Origin of the sequence: Flavobacterium sp. (genome assembly GCF_049318325.1) — a bacterium.
In the GTDB taxonomy this organism is placed as follows: domain Bacteria; phylum Bacteroidota; class Bacteroidia; order Flavobacteriales; family Flavobacteriaceae; genus Flavobacterium.
The window spans coordinates 1-16,628 of sequence record NZ_JBMOGQ010000043.1 but is presented as its reverse complement, the minus strand read 5'-3'; the positions used below and the strand labels follow the sequence as shown (position 1 = coordinate 16,628).

13 protein-coding genes are annotated in these 16,628 nt (G+C 29.3%); 10 read left to right on the top strand and 3 right to left on the bottom strand.

The annotated features are described in order from the left end of the window. The 10 genes from ACOYLP_RS05740 to ACOYLP_RS05695 form a co-directional block, all read left to right on the top strand. Positions 1–974: MBOAT family O-acyltransferase (locus tag ACOYLP_RS05740; RefSeq protein ID WP_422855229.1), on the top strand; the 974-nt coding region annotated here is incomplete at its 5' end. 1 nt (position 975) lies between these two features. Further along, on the top strand, positions 976–2,034 hold the full coding sequence (locus ACOYLP_RS05735) for an alginate O-acetyltransferase AlgX-related protein (RefSeq protein ID WP_422855228.1): 1,059 nt from the start codon (positions 976–978) through the stop codon (positions 2,032–2,034). A 292-nt stretch (positions 2,035–2,326) separates the two neighbouring features. Beyond that, the gene (locus ACOYLP_RS05730) at positions 2,327–3,013 is read left to right on the top strand and encodes a hypothetical protein (RefSeq protein ID WP_422855227.1); all 687 of its coding nucleotides are present in this window, start codon (positions 2,327–2,329) and stop codon (positions 3,011–3,013) included. A 133-nt stretch (positions 3,014–3,146) separates the two neighbouring features. Continuing rightward, positions 3,147–4,259 (top strand): glycosyltransferase, encoded by a 1,113-nt coding sequence (locus ACOYLP_RS05725; RefSeq protein ID WP_422855226.1) that lies wholly within the window; start codon positions 3,147–3,149, stop codon positions 4,257–4,259. After that, a complete protein-coding gene (locus tag ACOYLP_RS05720) occupies positions 4,256–5,194 on the top strand; it encodes a GNAT family N-acetyltransferase (protein ID WP_422855225.1) in 939 nt (312 codons plus the stop codon). Before ACOYLP_RS05725 ends, ACOYLP_RS05720 begins: the two co-directional genes overlap by 4 nt. 44 nt (positions 5,195–5,238) lie before the next feature. After that, a complete protein-coding gene (locus ACOYLP_RS05715) occupies positions 5,239–6,423 on the top strand; it encodes a hypothetical protein (RefSeq protein WP_422855224.1) in 1,185 nt (394 codons plus the stop codon). Positions 6,424–6,443: 20 nt separating this feature from the next. After that, a complete protein-coding gene (locus ACOYLP_RS05710) occupies positions 6,444–7,409 on the top strand; it encodes a polysaccharide deacetylase family protein (RefSeq protein ID WP_422855223.1) in 966 nt (321 codons plus the stop codon). A 115-nt stretch (positions 7,410–7,524) separates the two neighbouring features. Next, a complete protein-coding gene (locus ACOYLP_RS05705; RefSeq protein ID WP_422855222.1) occupies positions 7,525–8,520 on the top strand; it encodes a hypothetical protein in 996 nt (331 codons plus the stop codon). Continuing rightward, positions 8,513–9,682 carry a glycosyltransferase family 4 protein gene (locus ACOYLP_RS05700; RefSeq protein ID WP_422855221.1) on the top strand — a complete coding sequence of 390 codons (1,170 nt, stop codon included), beginning with the start codon at positions 8,513–8,515 and terminating at the stop codon, positions 9,680–9,682. The genes ACOYLP_RS05705 and ACOYLP_RS05700 overlap by 8 nt, the downstream gene beginning before the upstream one ends. A gap of 157 nt (positions 9,683–9,839) precedes the next feature. Next, positions 9,840–11,492 carry a NeuD/PglB/VioB family sugar acetyltransferase gene (locus ACOYLP_RS05695; protein ID WP_422855220.1) on the top strand — a complete coding sequence of 551 codons (1,653 nt, stop codon included), beginning with the start codon at positions 9,840–9,842 and terminating at the stop codon, positions 11,490–11,492. A gap of 56 nt (positions 11,493–11,548) precedes the next feature. Here the strand turns inward: ACOYLP_RS05695 and ACOYLP_RS05690 are convergent, their stop codons facing one another. The 3 genes from ACOYLP_RS05690 to ACOYLP_RS05680 all read right to left on the bottom strand — a co-directional run. Then, entirely contained in the window at positions 11,549–13,963 is a 2,415-nt protein-coding gene (locus ACOYLP_RS05690; RefSeq protein ID WP_422855219.1) for a polysaccharide biosynthesis tyrosine autokinase, read from the bottom strand. Positions 13,964–13,969: 6 nt separating this feature from the next. Then, a complete protein-coding gene (locus tag ACOYLP_RS05685; RefSeq protein ID WP_422855218.1) occupies positions 13,970–14,764 on the bottom strand; it encodes a polysaccharide biosynthesis/export family protein in 795 nt (264 codons plus the stop codon). A gap of 152 nt (positions 14,765–14,916) precedes the next feature. Then, the coding region (locus tag ACOYLP_RS05680; protein WP_422855217.1) for a polysaccharide biosynthesis protein at positions 14,917–16,628 on the bottom strand (1,712 nt) is incomplete at its 5' end.

Below are 16,628 nucleotides of genomic sequence, written 5' to 3'. Positions count from 1 at the left end.
TACTTGTGGCTGGTCCTATTGAAAGAGCTACTCATTTATTACCTCAAATTCAACGAAAAAGAACATTCGATTACAATCGAGCTGTTGATGGTTTGAGACAAATTCTATGGGGTTTATTTAAAAAAGTAGTCATTGCTGATCAATGTGCTCAATATGCAAATGAAATATTTAACAATTCTGAAGATTATTCAGGAAATACTTTAGTTCTAGGGGCTGTTTTTTTTACATTTCAGATATATGGAGATTTCTCCGGTTATTCTGACATTGCTTTAGGAACAGCAAGGCTTTTTGGAATTGATTTATTGAAAAATTTTGCTTTTCCCTATTTCTCTCGAGATATTGCTGAGTTTTGGCGTCGTTGGCACATCTCGCTTTCTTCATGGTTTAGAGATTATTTATACATTCCACTTGGCGGAAGTAAAGGAGGAACTTGGATGAAAGTTAGAAATACTTTCATAATATTTCTAGTAAGTGGTTTTTGGCATGGAGCGAATTGGACATTTATAATATGGGGATTATTGAACGCCATTTATATTATGCCTTCAATTATTTTTAATACTAATAGAAATAATCTCAACACTATAGCACAAGGAAGAATTTTTCCTTCTTTTAAAGAGTTTTGTCAGATTGGATTAACATTTGGGTTAACTGTTTTCGCTTGGATATTTTTTAGATCAGAAAATTTAACCCAAGCATTGAGTTATATTTCTAAAATATTTTCAAAATCACTTTTTTCAAAAAATATTTTTACTACCTCACTTTATTCAAAAGGTGAGTTACAACCTCCAATTCTCATTATGGTAATTATTTGTTTTTTAATTATAGAATGGCTAGGTAGAGATGAACAGTATGCAATTGCAAAACTTGGTGAATCAAAATCAACTTATGTAAGATTAACATTTTATTATATTCTAATTCTTTCTATTTTATATTTAACGGGTTCAGAACAACAATTTATTTATTTTCAATTTTAAAATGAAAAGATTTTTACTTAAGACAGGTTTTGTTTGTTTGCCGATATTAATGTTATTGGTTTTTACGTTTGTATGTTATTCAACCGATGAAGGCGATTTACTCAGAATGAGTTATGTTTATTATAAAGGAAATTGTAGAAAAGTTTTTAAGAAAGAATTGACCAAGCCTATTTTATTCGATACCATATCAAATTCAAAAATTGATAATAAATATACGGTTTTGACTATTGGAGATTCATTTTCAGAACAGAAAGGCTTTGGATATAAAAACTATTTAATTGAGGGCAGTAATATTTCAGTATTACATTTTGATAAATTTTTACATAAAAATCCTATTGAAACGGTTTATGGCATTTTGAATGGCAATATATTAAATAAAATAAAAATTGATTATATAATTCTTGAATCTGTTGAACGTGAATTTGTAAAGCGTGGAAATAATATTAATTATAAAAAACGTATAGATTTAGATAGCATCTATAAAATCAGTAAGAAACATAAAAACAATGTTTTAAAAAAAGGGAATGATATTGATAATTTACCATCTAGATCCGTAAATTTTTTATTTCAAAATTTTCTTTATTTTCTAGATGATAATGCATATTTATCGGATGTTTATAAAGTCAAAACCACAAAAAAATTATTTTCAATTGATGATAATGAATTGTTATTCTTTTCAGATGATTTAAAAAACATTGAAGAAAATAATGATTTGTACAAAATATCCCATTTAAATGACGAACTAAATAAATTGTATGATATTTTGAAAAATCGGGGAATTAAGTTAATTGTTCTACCATGCCCTGATAAGTATGATTTTTATTATGACTATATTGTTGAAAAAAATAGATATCCTAAGCCTTTGTTTTTTGATTATTTTGAAAAATTTCCTAAAAAATATATTTACATAAATTCAAAACAAATATTAAAATCTGAATTCAAGGATAAAAAAGACATTTATTTTTTTGATGATACACATTGGGTCCCTTTTTCTTCTATGATTATAGCAAATCGGTTAAAAAAAATAATAAATAGTAATAATAAAATATCAGTTGATTAAGTTTACTTTGCTTTTATAAAAAATGATGAATTGAATTTTGTTGATTCTATGCAAGAAGACATGACAATAGATTCTAATATGAAAAAAAATATAGAAGATATTAAAAAGAATACATTTCGACAGTCTCATTGTGACAATTTTGTATTGATTAGTAATTAAAAATAATTACACCCCATGGGTTTAAATATACTTAGTATAATAAAAAGTTTAGTTGTCCAATTAATTTCTCTTTTAAACATATCTCCTTGGAAATTAATATTAGTTATAATAATTTAATGGTAAAAATTTAACAATGAAAGATAGATTTTGTATTTTACTTACAGCTTCAATAGAGCCTTTAAATACAATAGGACTCAAAAGGAATTCTGTTTTTGAAAGAGAAGATGATTATTTTAATGCTTTAGTTTTTTATTTAAAATTAGGAATTCCAATTGTTTTTTGTGAAAACAGTATGTATCATTCCGATAAGATATTAAATTTAGTAACAAAAAATAGTGATAAACTAGAATATCTTAATTTTAAATCTATAAATAGTTATTACGGAAAATCTCATGGTGAGAAAGAAATTTTTGATTATGCCCATCAGTATTCAGAATTTATTAAGAAATCTGATTATGTTGTAAAGGTTACAGGAAGATTGGTAGTTGTTAATATTCTTTATATTATAAATAAGCTATTTACAAATTTATCTGAGTTTTCGATTTCATCAAATTTATCTAGAAATCTTAGTTATTCAGACAGTAGGTTTTTTGTTTATAAAAAGGAATTTTATCACGAATATTTAGAACCTATACTCAGCTCAAAACTAAATGACTGGGAGAGAGTTTATTTTGAGGTTTGTTTGGCAAAATCAATACATCAAAGACTTATAGATAAATCTGATTTTGTTTTGTTGCCTTGTTATCCAAAATTTATCGGGAAAAGTGGAGCAACAAACAAAAATTACAAACAAAAATATTTTGTTTATATAAAATATTAATTCTTTTTCATTATTAAAAAATATTTTTTTGAACATCCTGTTTAGTTTTTTGAAAAAAAAAACTCTCATCAAATTGAAAACTAATATACAGGATCATTTATAAATTAATTTGTAATTAAAAAATTTTAATTAATTGAAAATTAAAATCCTACACATCATAAAATCTCTTGGCCGCGGTGGTGCAGAAATGCTTTTGCCAGAAACTTTAAAATCTCATAATAAAGAGCAATTTGAGTTTCATTACCTCTATTTTTTACCTTGGAAAAATCAATTGGTTGAAGCTATAGAAAAGGCTGGAGGTAAAGTAACCTGTTTTACTGCGAACAATAATATTCAACTACTGCTTCAATATCCAAAAATAATTCGTTATTGCAAAGATCATCAAATTCAATTGATACATGCGCATTTGCCTTGGGCTGGTTTTGTATCTCGATTAGTGCATTTAAAAACTCGAATTCCCTTGTTTTATTCCGAGCACAATTTACAAGAGCGTTATCATTTTATTACTAAATTATTTAATCAATTTAGTTTTACATGGCAAAGTATGGGTATCGGTGTTTCTGAAGATGTTACGCAATCAATTCAAAAAAACATCAATCCAAACATACCAGTAAAAACTATTTTAAATGGTGTTAATACGACTACTTTTCAAAGAGAAAATCCTCTAGAAAGAGAACGAATTAGAGAGCAATTTGAAATTCCAAATGATGCTATTTTAGTTGGAACAGTAGCCGTTTTTCGTTTTCAGAAACGATTGGATTTATGGCTCGAAATTATAGCAGAAGCCATCAAACAAAATCCTAAAATATATGGTATTATAATTGGTGCCGGCCCTTTAGAACCTATGCTAAAAGAAAAACATAAAGCATTAGGTTTAGAAGGCAAAGTATTTTTTGCAGGTTTACAAAGCAATGTAAAACCCTATTATGAAGCGATGGATATTTTTATGATGAGTTCTTCTTTTGAAGGATTACCCATTGCGTTATTGGAAGCTATGAGTATGGGTTGTGCTATTGTTTCGACCGATGCTGGAGGAATCAAAGAAGTTTTAAGACCTGATAAAGATGGTTTTGTAGTGTCAGTTGATGCTTGGAAATCACTTTCAAAATCAATAGTTGTATTGGCTGAAGACGACCAAAAATTAAAAGAATACCAATCACTTGCAAGACAGAGAGTGGTTGACTCTTTTAGCATTGAAGTGATGGTACATTCTTTAGAAAAATTATATTTAGCACAAATTATATGATTGTAAGAGAAGCAAAGCAAGAGGATATCGATTCTATTATCATTTTACTTCAAGCCAGTTTAGGTGAAAGTTTGCTAAAGAAATCGGCTGAAATATGGAATTTCAAGCATGTCATAAATCCTTTTGGTGAATCAACAGTATTATTAGCTGAGGAAAATAATGAATTAATTGGAGTGAGGGCTTTTATGACTTGGCGATGGCAAATGGGCAATCAGATTTGGAATGCCTACAGAGCTGTTGATACTGCTACACATCCTAAACACCAAGGAAAAGGAATATTTAAAAAGTTGACTTTGCAAGCACTTGATAAGATACATGAAAAAGGAGACTGCTTTGTTTTTAACACGCCAAATGATCAAAGTCGCCCTGGTTACTTAAAAATGGGTTGGCAAGAAGTGGATAAAATTAAAGTGGCATTAGTTCCCACTTTTTTTTATGCTTTAGCTTATTTCTTTTCTAAAAATAAAGTAGAAAGTGGCATAACAACTTTGCAACTTCAAACCTTGTGTGAAATTCACAATCGAGAACTTGTAAATAAGAATGTCTTATTTACACCAAAATCTGCTCAATACATTAAATGGCGATACGAAGAAAATCCTTTGCAAACCTACATTATTCATTCTACTCCAGATTGCTACGTAGCCATGTATGTTAAAAAACATCGTTTTTTTGATGAACTAAGAGTGGTTGAGGTAATTGGAAATCATGACTTTAGTATTGATAAAGTTATTAAAAAGGCAATTATTTCTTATGCCTTTAAAAACAAATGTTACATTATAACTGTTGCAAATAAACACCTTTTTGCCTTTAATATATATGGACATTTTGGACCCAAACTAACTTTTAAATCTTTAACAAATAATGCTATCTTTGACGGCATAGCTTTAGATATCAATAACTGGAAATATAGTTTGGGTGATTTAGAGTTATTTTAATAATTTTTATAGGGTTGATTTATATTTCATACAAATAATTTTAAATGGATTTTGTTCTTTTACTACTATTATTATATTTTACAACCCAACTTTTTATAGGGAAGATTTTGGAGAAGTATCCAACGCTTTCAAAAAAAACTCTCAATAACTTATTTTTATATCATTTATTCTTTTTCGTTGTTTATTATATAACAACTATTATTAGTAGATCAGACTCACAAGAATATTATAGAAATGCATCTAATATTGGCGGGAATTGGAATTTAATAGGTAATACTAGTACAAAATTTATTGATAATTTCGCTGCTCCGTTTGCGTCTTTAGGATTATCATACGAATCAGTGATGTTATTGTTTTCATGGTTTGGGTTCATCGGATTTGTTCATGCCTACTTATTTTTCAGAGAAAATATTCCATTAAATGTTACTGTTTTTAAAAGATATGATTTGCTATCATTGATATTATTTTTCCCTAATATGCACTTCTGGACTGCATCGCTTGGAAAAGGGTCCTTAATATTTATGGGATTAATGATGTTTGCATTTGCTATTAAAAGACCAAGGCAAAGAATTGTTACGTTGCTTATTGGTGGTTATTTTGTTTATATGATTAGACCTGCTGTTATGCTATTTGTACTTGGAGGTGTTATGATTGGTTTATTGACGGGAAGAGAAAAATTAGGCATTGGAACTAGAATTATTGTGGTATTAGCTTCTGTTGCTTTTCTTTATAGTGCTAGCAGTACTATTCTTGGTTCAGTTAATATAGATCAAAACTCCGAAAATGTAGTGGACGATTTTCAAGATTATGCTAATGCACAATCTGATAGATTGGAAACCTCTGCTGGCTCTGGAGTTGCTATGCAAAGTTATCCTTTACCATTTAAATTTTTTACCTTCTGGTTTAGGCCACTTTTTGTAGATTCACCTGGTATTTTAGGTCTCTTTAGTTCTGCAGAGAATTTAGTTTACTTGTTATTGTTTTTGAAGATTTTTAATTTGCGATTTATAGGTTTTATTAGGAAAGCACCTTATATGGTCAAAATGTCGGCGATCACTTTTCTCTTGGCTTCATATGCTATGACCTTTGTAATGTCCAATTTAGGGATTATCATGCGACAAAAGACCATGGTAATGTATTTTGGTTTTTTTGTGGTTTATTATTTTCTAGCTGAAGAACAATGGAAAAAGGAGCAGCAACAAAAACTTAACGTCACTCCTATAGTCTAAAGACGTTATAACTTATTACCATGAAAAAAGGTGCTTTAGTAATTTCTCTCGATTTTGAATTGGTATGGGGTCTTTTTGATCATATCACTATTCAGGATAAAGTAACCTACTTTGATAACACTTTGATTGTTATTCCAAGATTACTCGACATATTTGAAAAAAATAACATTCATGTAACTTGGGCTACTGTTGGTATGCTCTTTAATGAAAATTGGGAAGAATGGTATGCAAATCACCCCACTTTGTTACCAACTTATGAAAATCAAAAATTAGATCCTTATGGCTATGGAGAACAGCATAGCAAAACTGGATTGGATAGGTTCTTTTTTGCGCCTCAACTTATTAAGGCAATTCAAAGTGTCAAAGGACAAGAGATAGGTTCGCATACTTATTCTCATTATTATTGTCTAGAAAAAGGACAAACACAAGCTCAATTTGATGCTGATTTGCAACAGGCTGTTTCAATAGCCAATAAATTCTCTATAAAGATGGAATCTCTTGTTTTTCCTAGAAATCAATTTAATGAATCCTATCTTGAAGTTTGTCAAAAGAATCAAATTAAAACGGTAAGGACTAACCCTAATGTTTGGTATTGGGATGCCAATATTCCAGATACTATTTTTACAAAACTTACTCGTACAGGTGATGCTTATTTACCTTTGGGTAAAAAATCATATAAAGCCGATTCAATAATATCTTCAGTAGTTGTAGGTCAAGCTGCCAGTCGTTTTTTGAGGCCACAACATTCGCAAATACTGCTTAACACTGCTCGGGTTCATAGAATAAAAAACGAAATCATACTAGCAGCTAAAAACGGAGAAGTTTACCATCTTTGGTGGCATCCACATAATTTTGGAATTGATCCAGAAGGTGCTTTGAAAGCCTTACTTGACATTATCCAAGTATTTCAATATTGTCGCCAAACGTATGGCATGGAAAGTCTAACCATGCGTGAATTAGCAGCTCCATATCTTACCCATTCATAAAGATAATTTAGGAGTGCTACAACGGTTTAAAAATATCCCTTATTACTATTGGCTCCTTTTGGGTTATCACCTCATTTTTATTTATTTTGCCTATAAAATCCGCGTTGAAAGAGGTATGGCTGACTCTCAGCTTTATTGGTTTCAAAAGGAGTATACTCAAGGAAAATCCTGGTTAGATTTTTTTAAGTATGGAACGGATTTTATCCTCTTTTTAAACTATCCATTTGTTAAAATAGGCCTCCCTTATTGGGGTGGTTTTTTGCTTTATGGAGCTATAGGTTTTTTAGGTATTATACAATGGATTCGTTGGGTGAAAGTCTTGGTGAAAGACACTTTTGTTATTGGGAATAACAATTGGTTATGGCTTGTTTTTTTATTGCCCAATCTTCATTATTGGACGGCAAGTTTGGGTAAAGAAGCCCTGTTGTTTTGGGGAATTGCTTCTGTTTTTTATGCTCTTGCCGCCAATGGCTTTACCTCATTTTCTTTTATTGCTGGGAGTTTATTGGTTTTGATTGTTCGTCCTCATGTGGCTATGCTACTCTTCACCGCCATTTTTCTGGTGTTGTTTTTTCGAAAAAACTATACTTTGAAAAGAAGGTTTTTTTTACTTTCCATTTCCTTATTTGTCCTGTTAGCCCTAGTCTATATGGCTTTTCAGCTATCGGGCATTCGTTATTTTAATTGGCATCGTATTCAGTATTTTAATGAATTTTCGATTCTATCCTTTAAGCATTCGGGTTCTTATGTGCCTATGTTAGACTATAACTATTGCTATAAACTTTTTTCTTTTAACTTTCGTCCATTGTTCTTTGATGCTCATAATATATCTATGATGTTAGCCAGTGTAGAGAATTTAGTAATGCTTCTATTGTTTGTTTTAGCTTTGATGGTAATCTTAAGGTATTATTCTCAACTAGTTTTTCCCACTTGGATAAAAATTTCTTTTTGGTTTACTTTGTTAGTAACCATAATTTATGTTGAACGTTATGCCAATTTGGGTATTTTTATGCGAACTAAAGTTATGTTTCAACCTTTTTTACTAATAGCTTTGTTGCACATCATAAGTCAGGGAATTACCCTTTATAAAAGTAAAGTAACTCATGAGTAAACCCAAACTAGTTCGCGTTACTACGGTTCCCATATCTATGGATAAGTTGTTACATGGGCAGTTACGATTTATGAGTACCTCTTTCGAAGTTGTCGCTATTAGTTCCGACAGGGAATATCTAGAGAGAGTAGGAGTGAGAGAAGGCGTAAGAACTTTTCCGATTGATATGTCACGAAAAATTACTCCTTTGGCAGATTTTTTGGCTATCTGTAAACTTTACTTTTTCCTACGAAAAGAAAAACCTTTTATCATTCATTCGCATACACCTAAAGCCGGATTGGTAGCCATGATAGCATCAAGACTAGCAGGTGTTCCTCATCGGTTACACACAGTAGCTGGATTACCACTTATTGAAACCAAAGGCATTAAGCGAACCATACTCAACTGGGTAGAAAAACTCACATATGCCTGTGCTACCAATGTTTATCCCAATTCCTTTGGGTTACAAGAAATCATAGTGCAAAACAAATTTTGTCATTCATCAAAATTAAAAGTATTAGGTAATGGAAGTAGCAATGGTATCGATATTGACTTTTTCAATCCAAGTTTGTTTACAGAATCACAAAACCTGTCATTACGACAACAGTTGCAAATTGGACCGAGTGATTTTGTCTTTGTGTTTGTAGGTCGGATGGTATCCGATAAAGGCATTAACGAAATGGTAGCCGCTTTTGAAAGGCACCAAACTCAGCATCCACTTTCTAAACTCCTATTAGTGGGCGATTACGAAGCTGATTTAGATCCTTTATTGCCGAACACTTTGGAGGTGATTCAAACCAATGAGGCTATTATTACTACTGGTTTTCAAGCTGATGTGCGACCGTATCTTGCTTTATCCAATGCATTAGTTTTTCCTAGCTACCGGGAAGGATTTCCTAATGTTGTGATGCAAGCCGGAGCTATGGGATTACCTTGTATAGTAACTGATATTAACGGTTGTAATGAAATTATTAAGGAAGGTGTAAATGGGGTAATTGTTTCTGTAAAAAATATAGATAGCCTACTGCTTTTTATGAATGAATTAGTTGATAATAGTCAACTTTTTAATCAACTCCAAGCCAATTCTCGGACTATGATTGCTACCCGATACAATCAACAAGTTATTTGGGAAGCTATCAAAAAAGAATATATTCAATTAACTGTTGATTCTCAACCCTATTGAATAATCATATCTCTATGGGTGTAATTGTATAAAACAACTTTTGACTAGTCAAATTTTAATTTGATTTTTCAAACACTATTATCAAGTTGTTTTTTTATATTTGATTTTTATACTATCACTTTATACTCTTATTATTAATTAGTTTTTCAATAAATTAATGCTAAATAAATCTAGTTCGGTTATAGAAGTTAATGATACTAAATGGTCTGAGATCGTTTCATCTTCTTATGTGTATGATTTTTATCACACGCAATCCTATCATCAATTAGAAATAAATAACAGACCAGTTTTATTTGTTGTTAATTTTGAAAAAGATTTTATAGCAATTCCTTTAATTATTAGAAATATAGAAGATACTCCTTATTTTGACTGTACATCAGTATATGGATATTGCGGTCCTATAAGCAATATTGATTATAAGAATATATCAAACACACACATTGATTATTTTCAAGAAGAGTTACTACGGTTTTTTAAAAACAATAAAATAATTACTGCATTTTCACGATTACATCCTTTATTGTTAAATCATGTAGTATTAAAAAATTTAGGTCAATTAATTGATCTTAATAATACTATTGCGATTGATACTTCTATTACAGAAGATGATCAAAAGAAAAAATATAGAAAGTCTATTAAATATGAAATTAATCAGTTAAGAAAACAAAATGTAATTGTTTATGAAACAAAAGCTAAAGAAGATATTAATGAATTCATAAGAATCTATAAAAGTACTATGAAAAAAGTCGCTGCGACTGAAGATTACTTTTATGATGAAGACTATTTTAATCGTTTTTTAAATAGCCCATGTTTTGAAAAAATTATTTTACTGGCAAAGCATGAAGAAAAGATTTATTCAGGAGCTATTTTTACAATATCTAATGGAATTATGCAATATCATTTGTCTGGTGCGATAGATTTTGACGGAAAACTTTCTTTAACGAAATTAATAATTGATGAGGCTAGAATACTAGCTACAAAACTTAAATTAAAGTTTCTTCACCTTGGTGGTGGTCTTGGTGGAAGTGATACAGATTTGTTATTTCATTTTAAATTAGGATTTTCTGATATTAGATGTCAATTTAAAAATTGGAATTTTGTAGTTGACCAAGATATATATAACCAACTCAATAAAAAGGTAAATGTTTTAGAAAATGATTCTAATTTTTTTCCATTATACCGTTTAAAAAGAAATATGAAACCTAAAGTTTACATTTTTGGTTGTAGTGGTCATGCTAAAGTTATTATAGATATTTTATTATTAATGAATGAAGAAATAGTATCTATATTAGATGATAAACCTATTTATTCTGAATTGTTGGGGTTTCCAGTTTTTGATTATAATAGAGTTGAATTTCTTAATCCGGATAATCAGTTAATAATAGCGGTAGGAGATAATGCTACACGTAAGAAGCTTTCAAAAAGATGGAAAGGTCAATATAAGATAGCTATTCATCCAAAAGCAATTGTATCTTCTTTTTCCAGAATAAATGATGGGACTGTTGTAATGGCAAGCGCTATTATTAATTCAGGAGCTAGTATTGGTAAACATGTAATTATTAATTCAGGCGCATTGATTGAACATGATTGTGTAATTAAAGATTTTGCGCATATTTCACCAATGGCTTCATTAGCGGGCAATGTATTGGTTGGTGAAGGAACGCAAATTGGAATAAATGCTACAATTAGACAGGGTATAAATATTGGAAAATGGGCAACAATTGGTGCTGGTTCCGTTATTATTAAAGACGTTCCAGATTATGCAGTAGTGGTTGGAAATCCTGGAAAAATTATTAGGTATAATCAATAAAAAAATAAAGAGGGGAAAATATATTTTCCCCTCTTTATTTTTTATGAAAAATTATTTTACGATTTGAAAGTAACTTTGAATTTAGTAATCATCTTTTCAAATGTACTTTTTTCAACATAATCGTTATCATTTTCACTTCCATATCCATATCCATACCCATAGTTATAATTGTATCCGTAACCGTAGCTATAATTGTATTTATATTTATATCCATAAACATAAATTAATCCTACACTATTAACAATATAAGCTATTTTGTTTATTTTTCCTTGTAAATGTAAATCCCTAGAATACTCAACTACATGCTTGTCAGTCATATCAGCTCGAGTAACATAAATTACCAAATCTGCCAAATTTGTAATTAATAAAGTATCAGTAACTAATAAAGTTGGGGCAGAATCTACAATAATATAATCATATTCTGCTTTAACAATGTTTAACAAATTTTCAAATTTTCCATTAGAAATTAATTCAGCTGGATTTGGCGGAATACTACCTGATATAATAACATCCATATAGTTGTTGTCTAATATGTTATTATTAATAATTGATTTATATTCAACTTCTTGATCAAATAAATAGTTAGTTAAACCTCTTTTTTCTTTAGCTAGACCAACATATTTATGTAACTGTGGATTTCTTAAATCGGCACCAATAATCAAGACTTTTTTCTTCATTTGGGTCATTATTAATCCCATGTTTATAGCATTAAATGTTTTTCCTTCCCCTTTTATACTTGAAGTTGAAAAGATCACAAAACCTTCTTTTTTGTTTGAGGCAGGGAGTAAATAATTAATATTTGTCCTAACATTTCTATAGGCTTCAGCTAAAATTGATCGATCATTACTCTGAATATATTTATCCTCTTTAATAAATGGTATTTCACCAATAATTGGAATATCCTTTACAATGTTTTTTACATCTATTTTATTGTGTATTTTAGTATCAAAATAGAATTTTAAAAATAGTAATAATAATGGAATTCCTAATCCAATTATTAGCGCTATAAGATATATAGTATTATTGTTAGGAGCAACTTTATTACCACTACCAGCATATTCTAATACTTTTACGGATGGCTGTGTTATCGCCATGTTTATTCCGGCTTCTTCTCTTTTTTGGAGTAATAATAAATATAAATTTTCTTTTATGTTTTGTTGTCTTTCAATTGATCGTAGTACTTTTTCCTTTTCTGGGACAGTACTATATAAACTATTATTTTCAGACTGAATTTTTTTTAAGTTATTTATTGAAGCTAGAATTTCATCTTGATAAATTTTAATAGATGTAATAATAATTTCCTGTAATTCAGGTAACTTTTCATTAATTCCCATTAATGTAGGATTATTTTTCCCTGCACTTATTAATAATTTATCACGCTCGTTAATTAATTGGTTGTAATTATCAATATATGAATTTATGTTAACATTTAAAATACCAATATTTGTTGGTAATGTTTTATGAGTTCCTGGTTTAATACTTATACTTAAAAATCTAGACATAGACATTTGACTTTCTAAATCCAATATTTTATCTTCATATGTAGATTTTCTTCCAGCTGTTAAACCGGATAACTCATCAATTGAATTAATGTCAATTTTTTTCTTATAACCTATTTTATAATTTTCAATTGAATCTAATTCTCCTACTAGATATTGAAACCTATCATTTACAAATTGTATCGTATTTCTGAAAGCTAATTGTCGGTCTTTTATTCCATCTTCATTGTATACTTTAATTATACAATTTACAATGTCTTTGGATTTTTCTTGGTTTAATCCTCTCATTGAGAGTACCACTACATCACTTTCATCTGATAAAACACTGGCGCTAACACTCCCACTTAAATAACTAACCACACTACTTAAGGGTAATTTTTGAATTAAATATTTTTTGTTATTGAAAACAGCTAATTGTCTAGTGTTTGATTTTATTTTAAAAGGAGTATTATTAATAACGTATTTTTTATCAAAGATCATTTCTTTATTCCCTAACTCTTCAATTTTAAATCCTTTTTTTGTAATGGTCAAATTAAGACTTAAAGATTTTTCTTCTAACATATCATCTGTGCCTAACCATTCAATTTTTACAGGACAGTTTTTCCACTGTTCTGAATTGATAATTCTTCCTGGTAAATAATAAGCAGTTGTTAAATTTAATTCCCTGGCTACATTCTTTAAAATTCTATTTGATTTTATAATTTGTAAATCATTTCCAAGTTTAGCTTTGTTTTTGCCCACAATAAAAATACCTTCAGTAGACATTTTAAAGGGTGAATTGGAATTATCCAATATTTTAATTTTTGCAGAATTCTGATAAACTGGTGGTGAATATCGTAAATAAAAATGGGCTATAAAAAGTGTTGCAGCCGTAAACCCTACAAACCAAAACCAAAAAGGTAAATATTTGTTGAATTCTAAACGAATATCGAAACCATTTTTGTTTTCTTGTGTTGCAACTTGGTTTTCCATAAATTATTATTTAGTAAAAAGTAGGTAAATTGATAAAGCAGTAAAAAATGCACTTACAAGCCCTGTGTAATTTGTTATATAACCAGCAGAGCTAACCTTTGGTCCATTTGGATAAACATATATAATATCATTTTGCTTTATGTAGTAATATTCACTATTGAACCAATCTGTTTTTCTCATGTCTATATGTCCATAGGTTCTTTTTCCATTTTCTTCTCTAATAATCAAAATATCATTTCTTTTTCCAGAAATACTTAAATCACCTGCATAGCCTAACGCTTGGAGTAATGTTATGTTTTGTTCAAAATAAGGATAAGTTCCGGGGCCTGAAATATCTCCAAGTATTGTTATTTTTGCATTAGATACTCTAACAATTACGGTTGGGTTGGTTAATTGTCCTTGGTCTATTAGTATTTTTTCTATTAAATTTTCCACTTCACTAGTTGTTTTACCTCTTACTGGTATTTTTCCCAAAATAGGCATGCTAACATTACCATCCGCATTGACCAAATAACCACTCGAGCTCATTGCGTTTTGAGAACTTCCTGATGAACGAGAATTTCCTGATGAACCAACATTTCCTGCAACATTATAAAAATTCGCATTAAATGGCAATGCACTTTCAGGGTTAATAGCTGAAACAGTTATTGTTAAAATATCATTAACTTGAATTTTATTTTCCGTGTAAATTACATTTGTTTCTGGTTTGTCCTTAATATCTTGAAAATAATGAATATCTCTTTTTGTACTGCATGAAATTAAAGTAAGTAAAAGAAAAGCAAAAGAAATTATTTTTTTCATGTTATTGAAATTTCAATTATTGTGAATTTTTTTTTATTATATGGATAGATTTTTTCGAGGTGCAAAATTAAGGATTAATCTTGTATTTTTAATTTAAAAGATGTTAAATAATTGATACTTTTTAGTTATTAAACTAATAGAATAATTTGTTATTAATTCAATTGTTTGTATTCAGGAACAAGTTTTTTTATGGAATCAATAATTTCATCATAGTTATTTATATAAGCTTGCTCGATTAAAGTTGAAATTTGTTGATTAATTCTATTGTAGTCATCACAAACCTCTATAGCAATTAGAATTTTTTCATGATGTGTTGTTAAATTTTTTGCAGTTTCATTGAGTAATTCCTCATATAGTTTTTCGCCAGGTCTTAATCCTATAATTTCAATTTTAATATCTATATCAGGCTTTAAACCCGCTAGCCGTATCATTTTTTTCGCTAAATCTATAATCTTAACAGGTTTTCCCATATCAAAAATAAAAATTTCTCCACCATTACCCATTGCACATGCTTCTAATACTAGCTGACAAGCTTCAGGTATTGTCATAAAATATCTTATCACTTCAGGATGTGTAAGTGTTATAGGCCCACCTTTCTTAATTTGTTTTGTGAATAATGGTACAACAGATCCATTAGATCCAAGTACATTTCCAAATCTAGTTGTGATAAATTTTGTTGAATTTTCTGTTTTACTACTTAATATATTGAAGTGCTTTGATTGTACATACATTTCTGCAATTCGTTTGCTTGCACCCATTATACTGCTTGGGTTTACAGCTTTATCTGTAGAAATCATGACAAAATCTGCAACATTGTATTTTAGAGATAAATCTGCAATATTTTTTGTACCTAAGACATTTGTTAAAATGGCTTGGTTAGGATTTTCTTCCATTAAAGGTACATGTTTGTAGGCAGCAGCATGAAAAACTATATTTGGTCTTGTCTTATTAAATATTTGATCTGTAATCTCAAAATTTCTGATGTCTGCAATTATGGTATCAATTTTCAGATTAGAATTCAGCGATTTTAATTCAAGAACTAAATGATGAAGAGGAGTTTCTGCTTGATCAATTAAAACAATTTTTTCTATATCATAGTTTAGAATTTGTCTAACAATTTCACTGCCAATAGAACCAGCTGCTCCAGTTATTAGAATAGTTTTTTTATTGAGCTTTAATTCTATTAAATCAGTATCTAATATGATTGGATTTCTTTCTAATAAATCAGTGATTTCAAAATTTTTAATTTCTTTAACTATATTCTCTGGGTTTTCAAAATTTGAGATTATTGGAGCCATGAAAACTTTGTAGTTGTATTCTATACAACTCTCTATTATTGTGTTTCTGTCTTCAGTAGATAATGAACTGTCAGCAAGAATAATAGCTTCTGCACCAGTAATTCTCATTGTTAATGGAATACTTTTTTTAATTTGGAAAATTGGTAAATTAAGTATTCTTTTATCTATGTTTTCTTTCGTTTTATCTACAAATCCAATCACATTATATCTTTTTGGATTTTCTGATTCGAGTGCTCTTGCAACCGAAATGGCATTTGCATCTAGACCATAAACAATGATGTTTGTTTTGTCGTTAACATGATTTTTATTTATGTAATATTCAAAAATATGTTTCACAAATATTCTGAACAGTAACAATAATCCAAGTGACAAAAATGCATTTAGAAGAGAAGCTGTTAAAATTGCTATTTTAGGTCTTCCTATATATAATAAGAAGTAATCAATTGATGCAATAACTCCAAAAGTTAAAAATTGTGACAAAAACAATTTTAAAGCGTCAACTTGAGAGGTATGACGTATAATGCCTGAATATGTTTTTAGAACAATAAAGAAAAAAATATTTATTG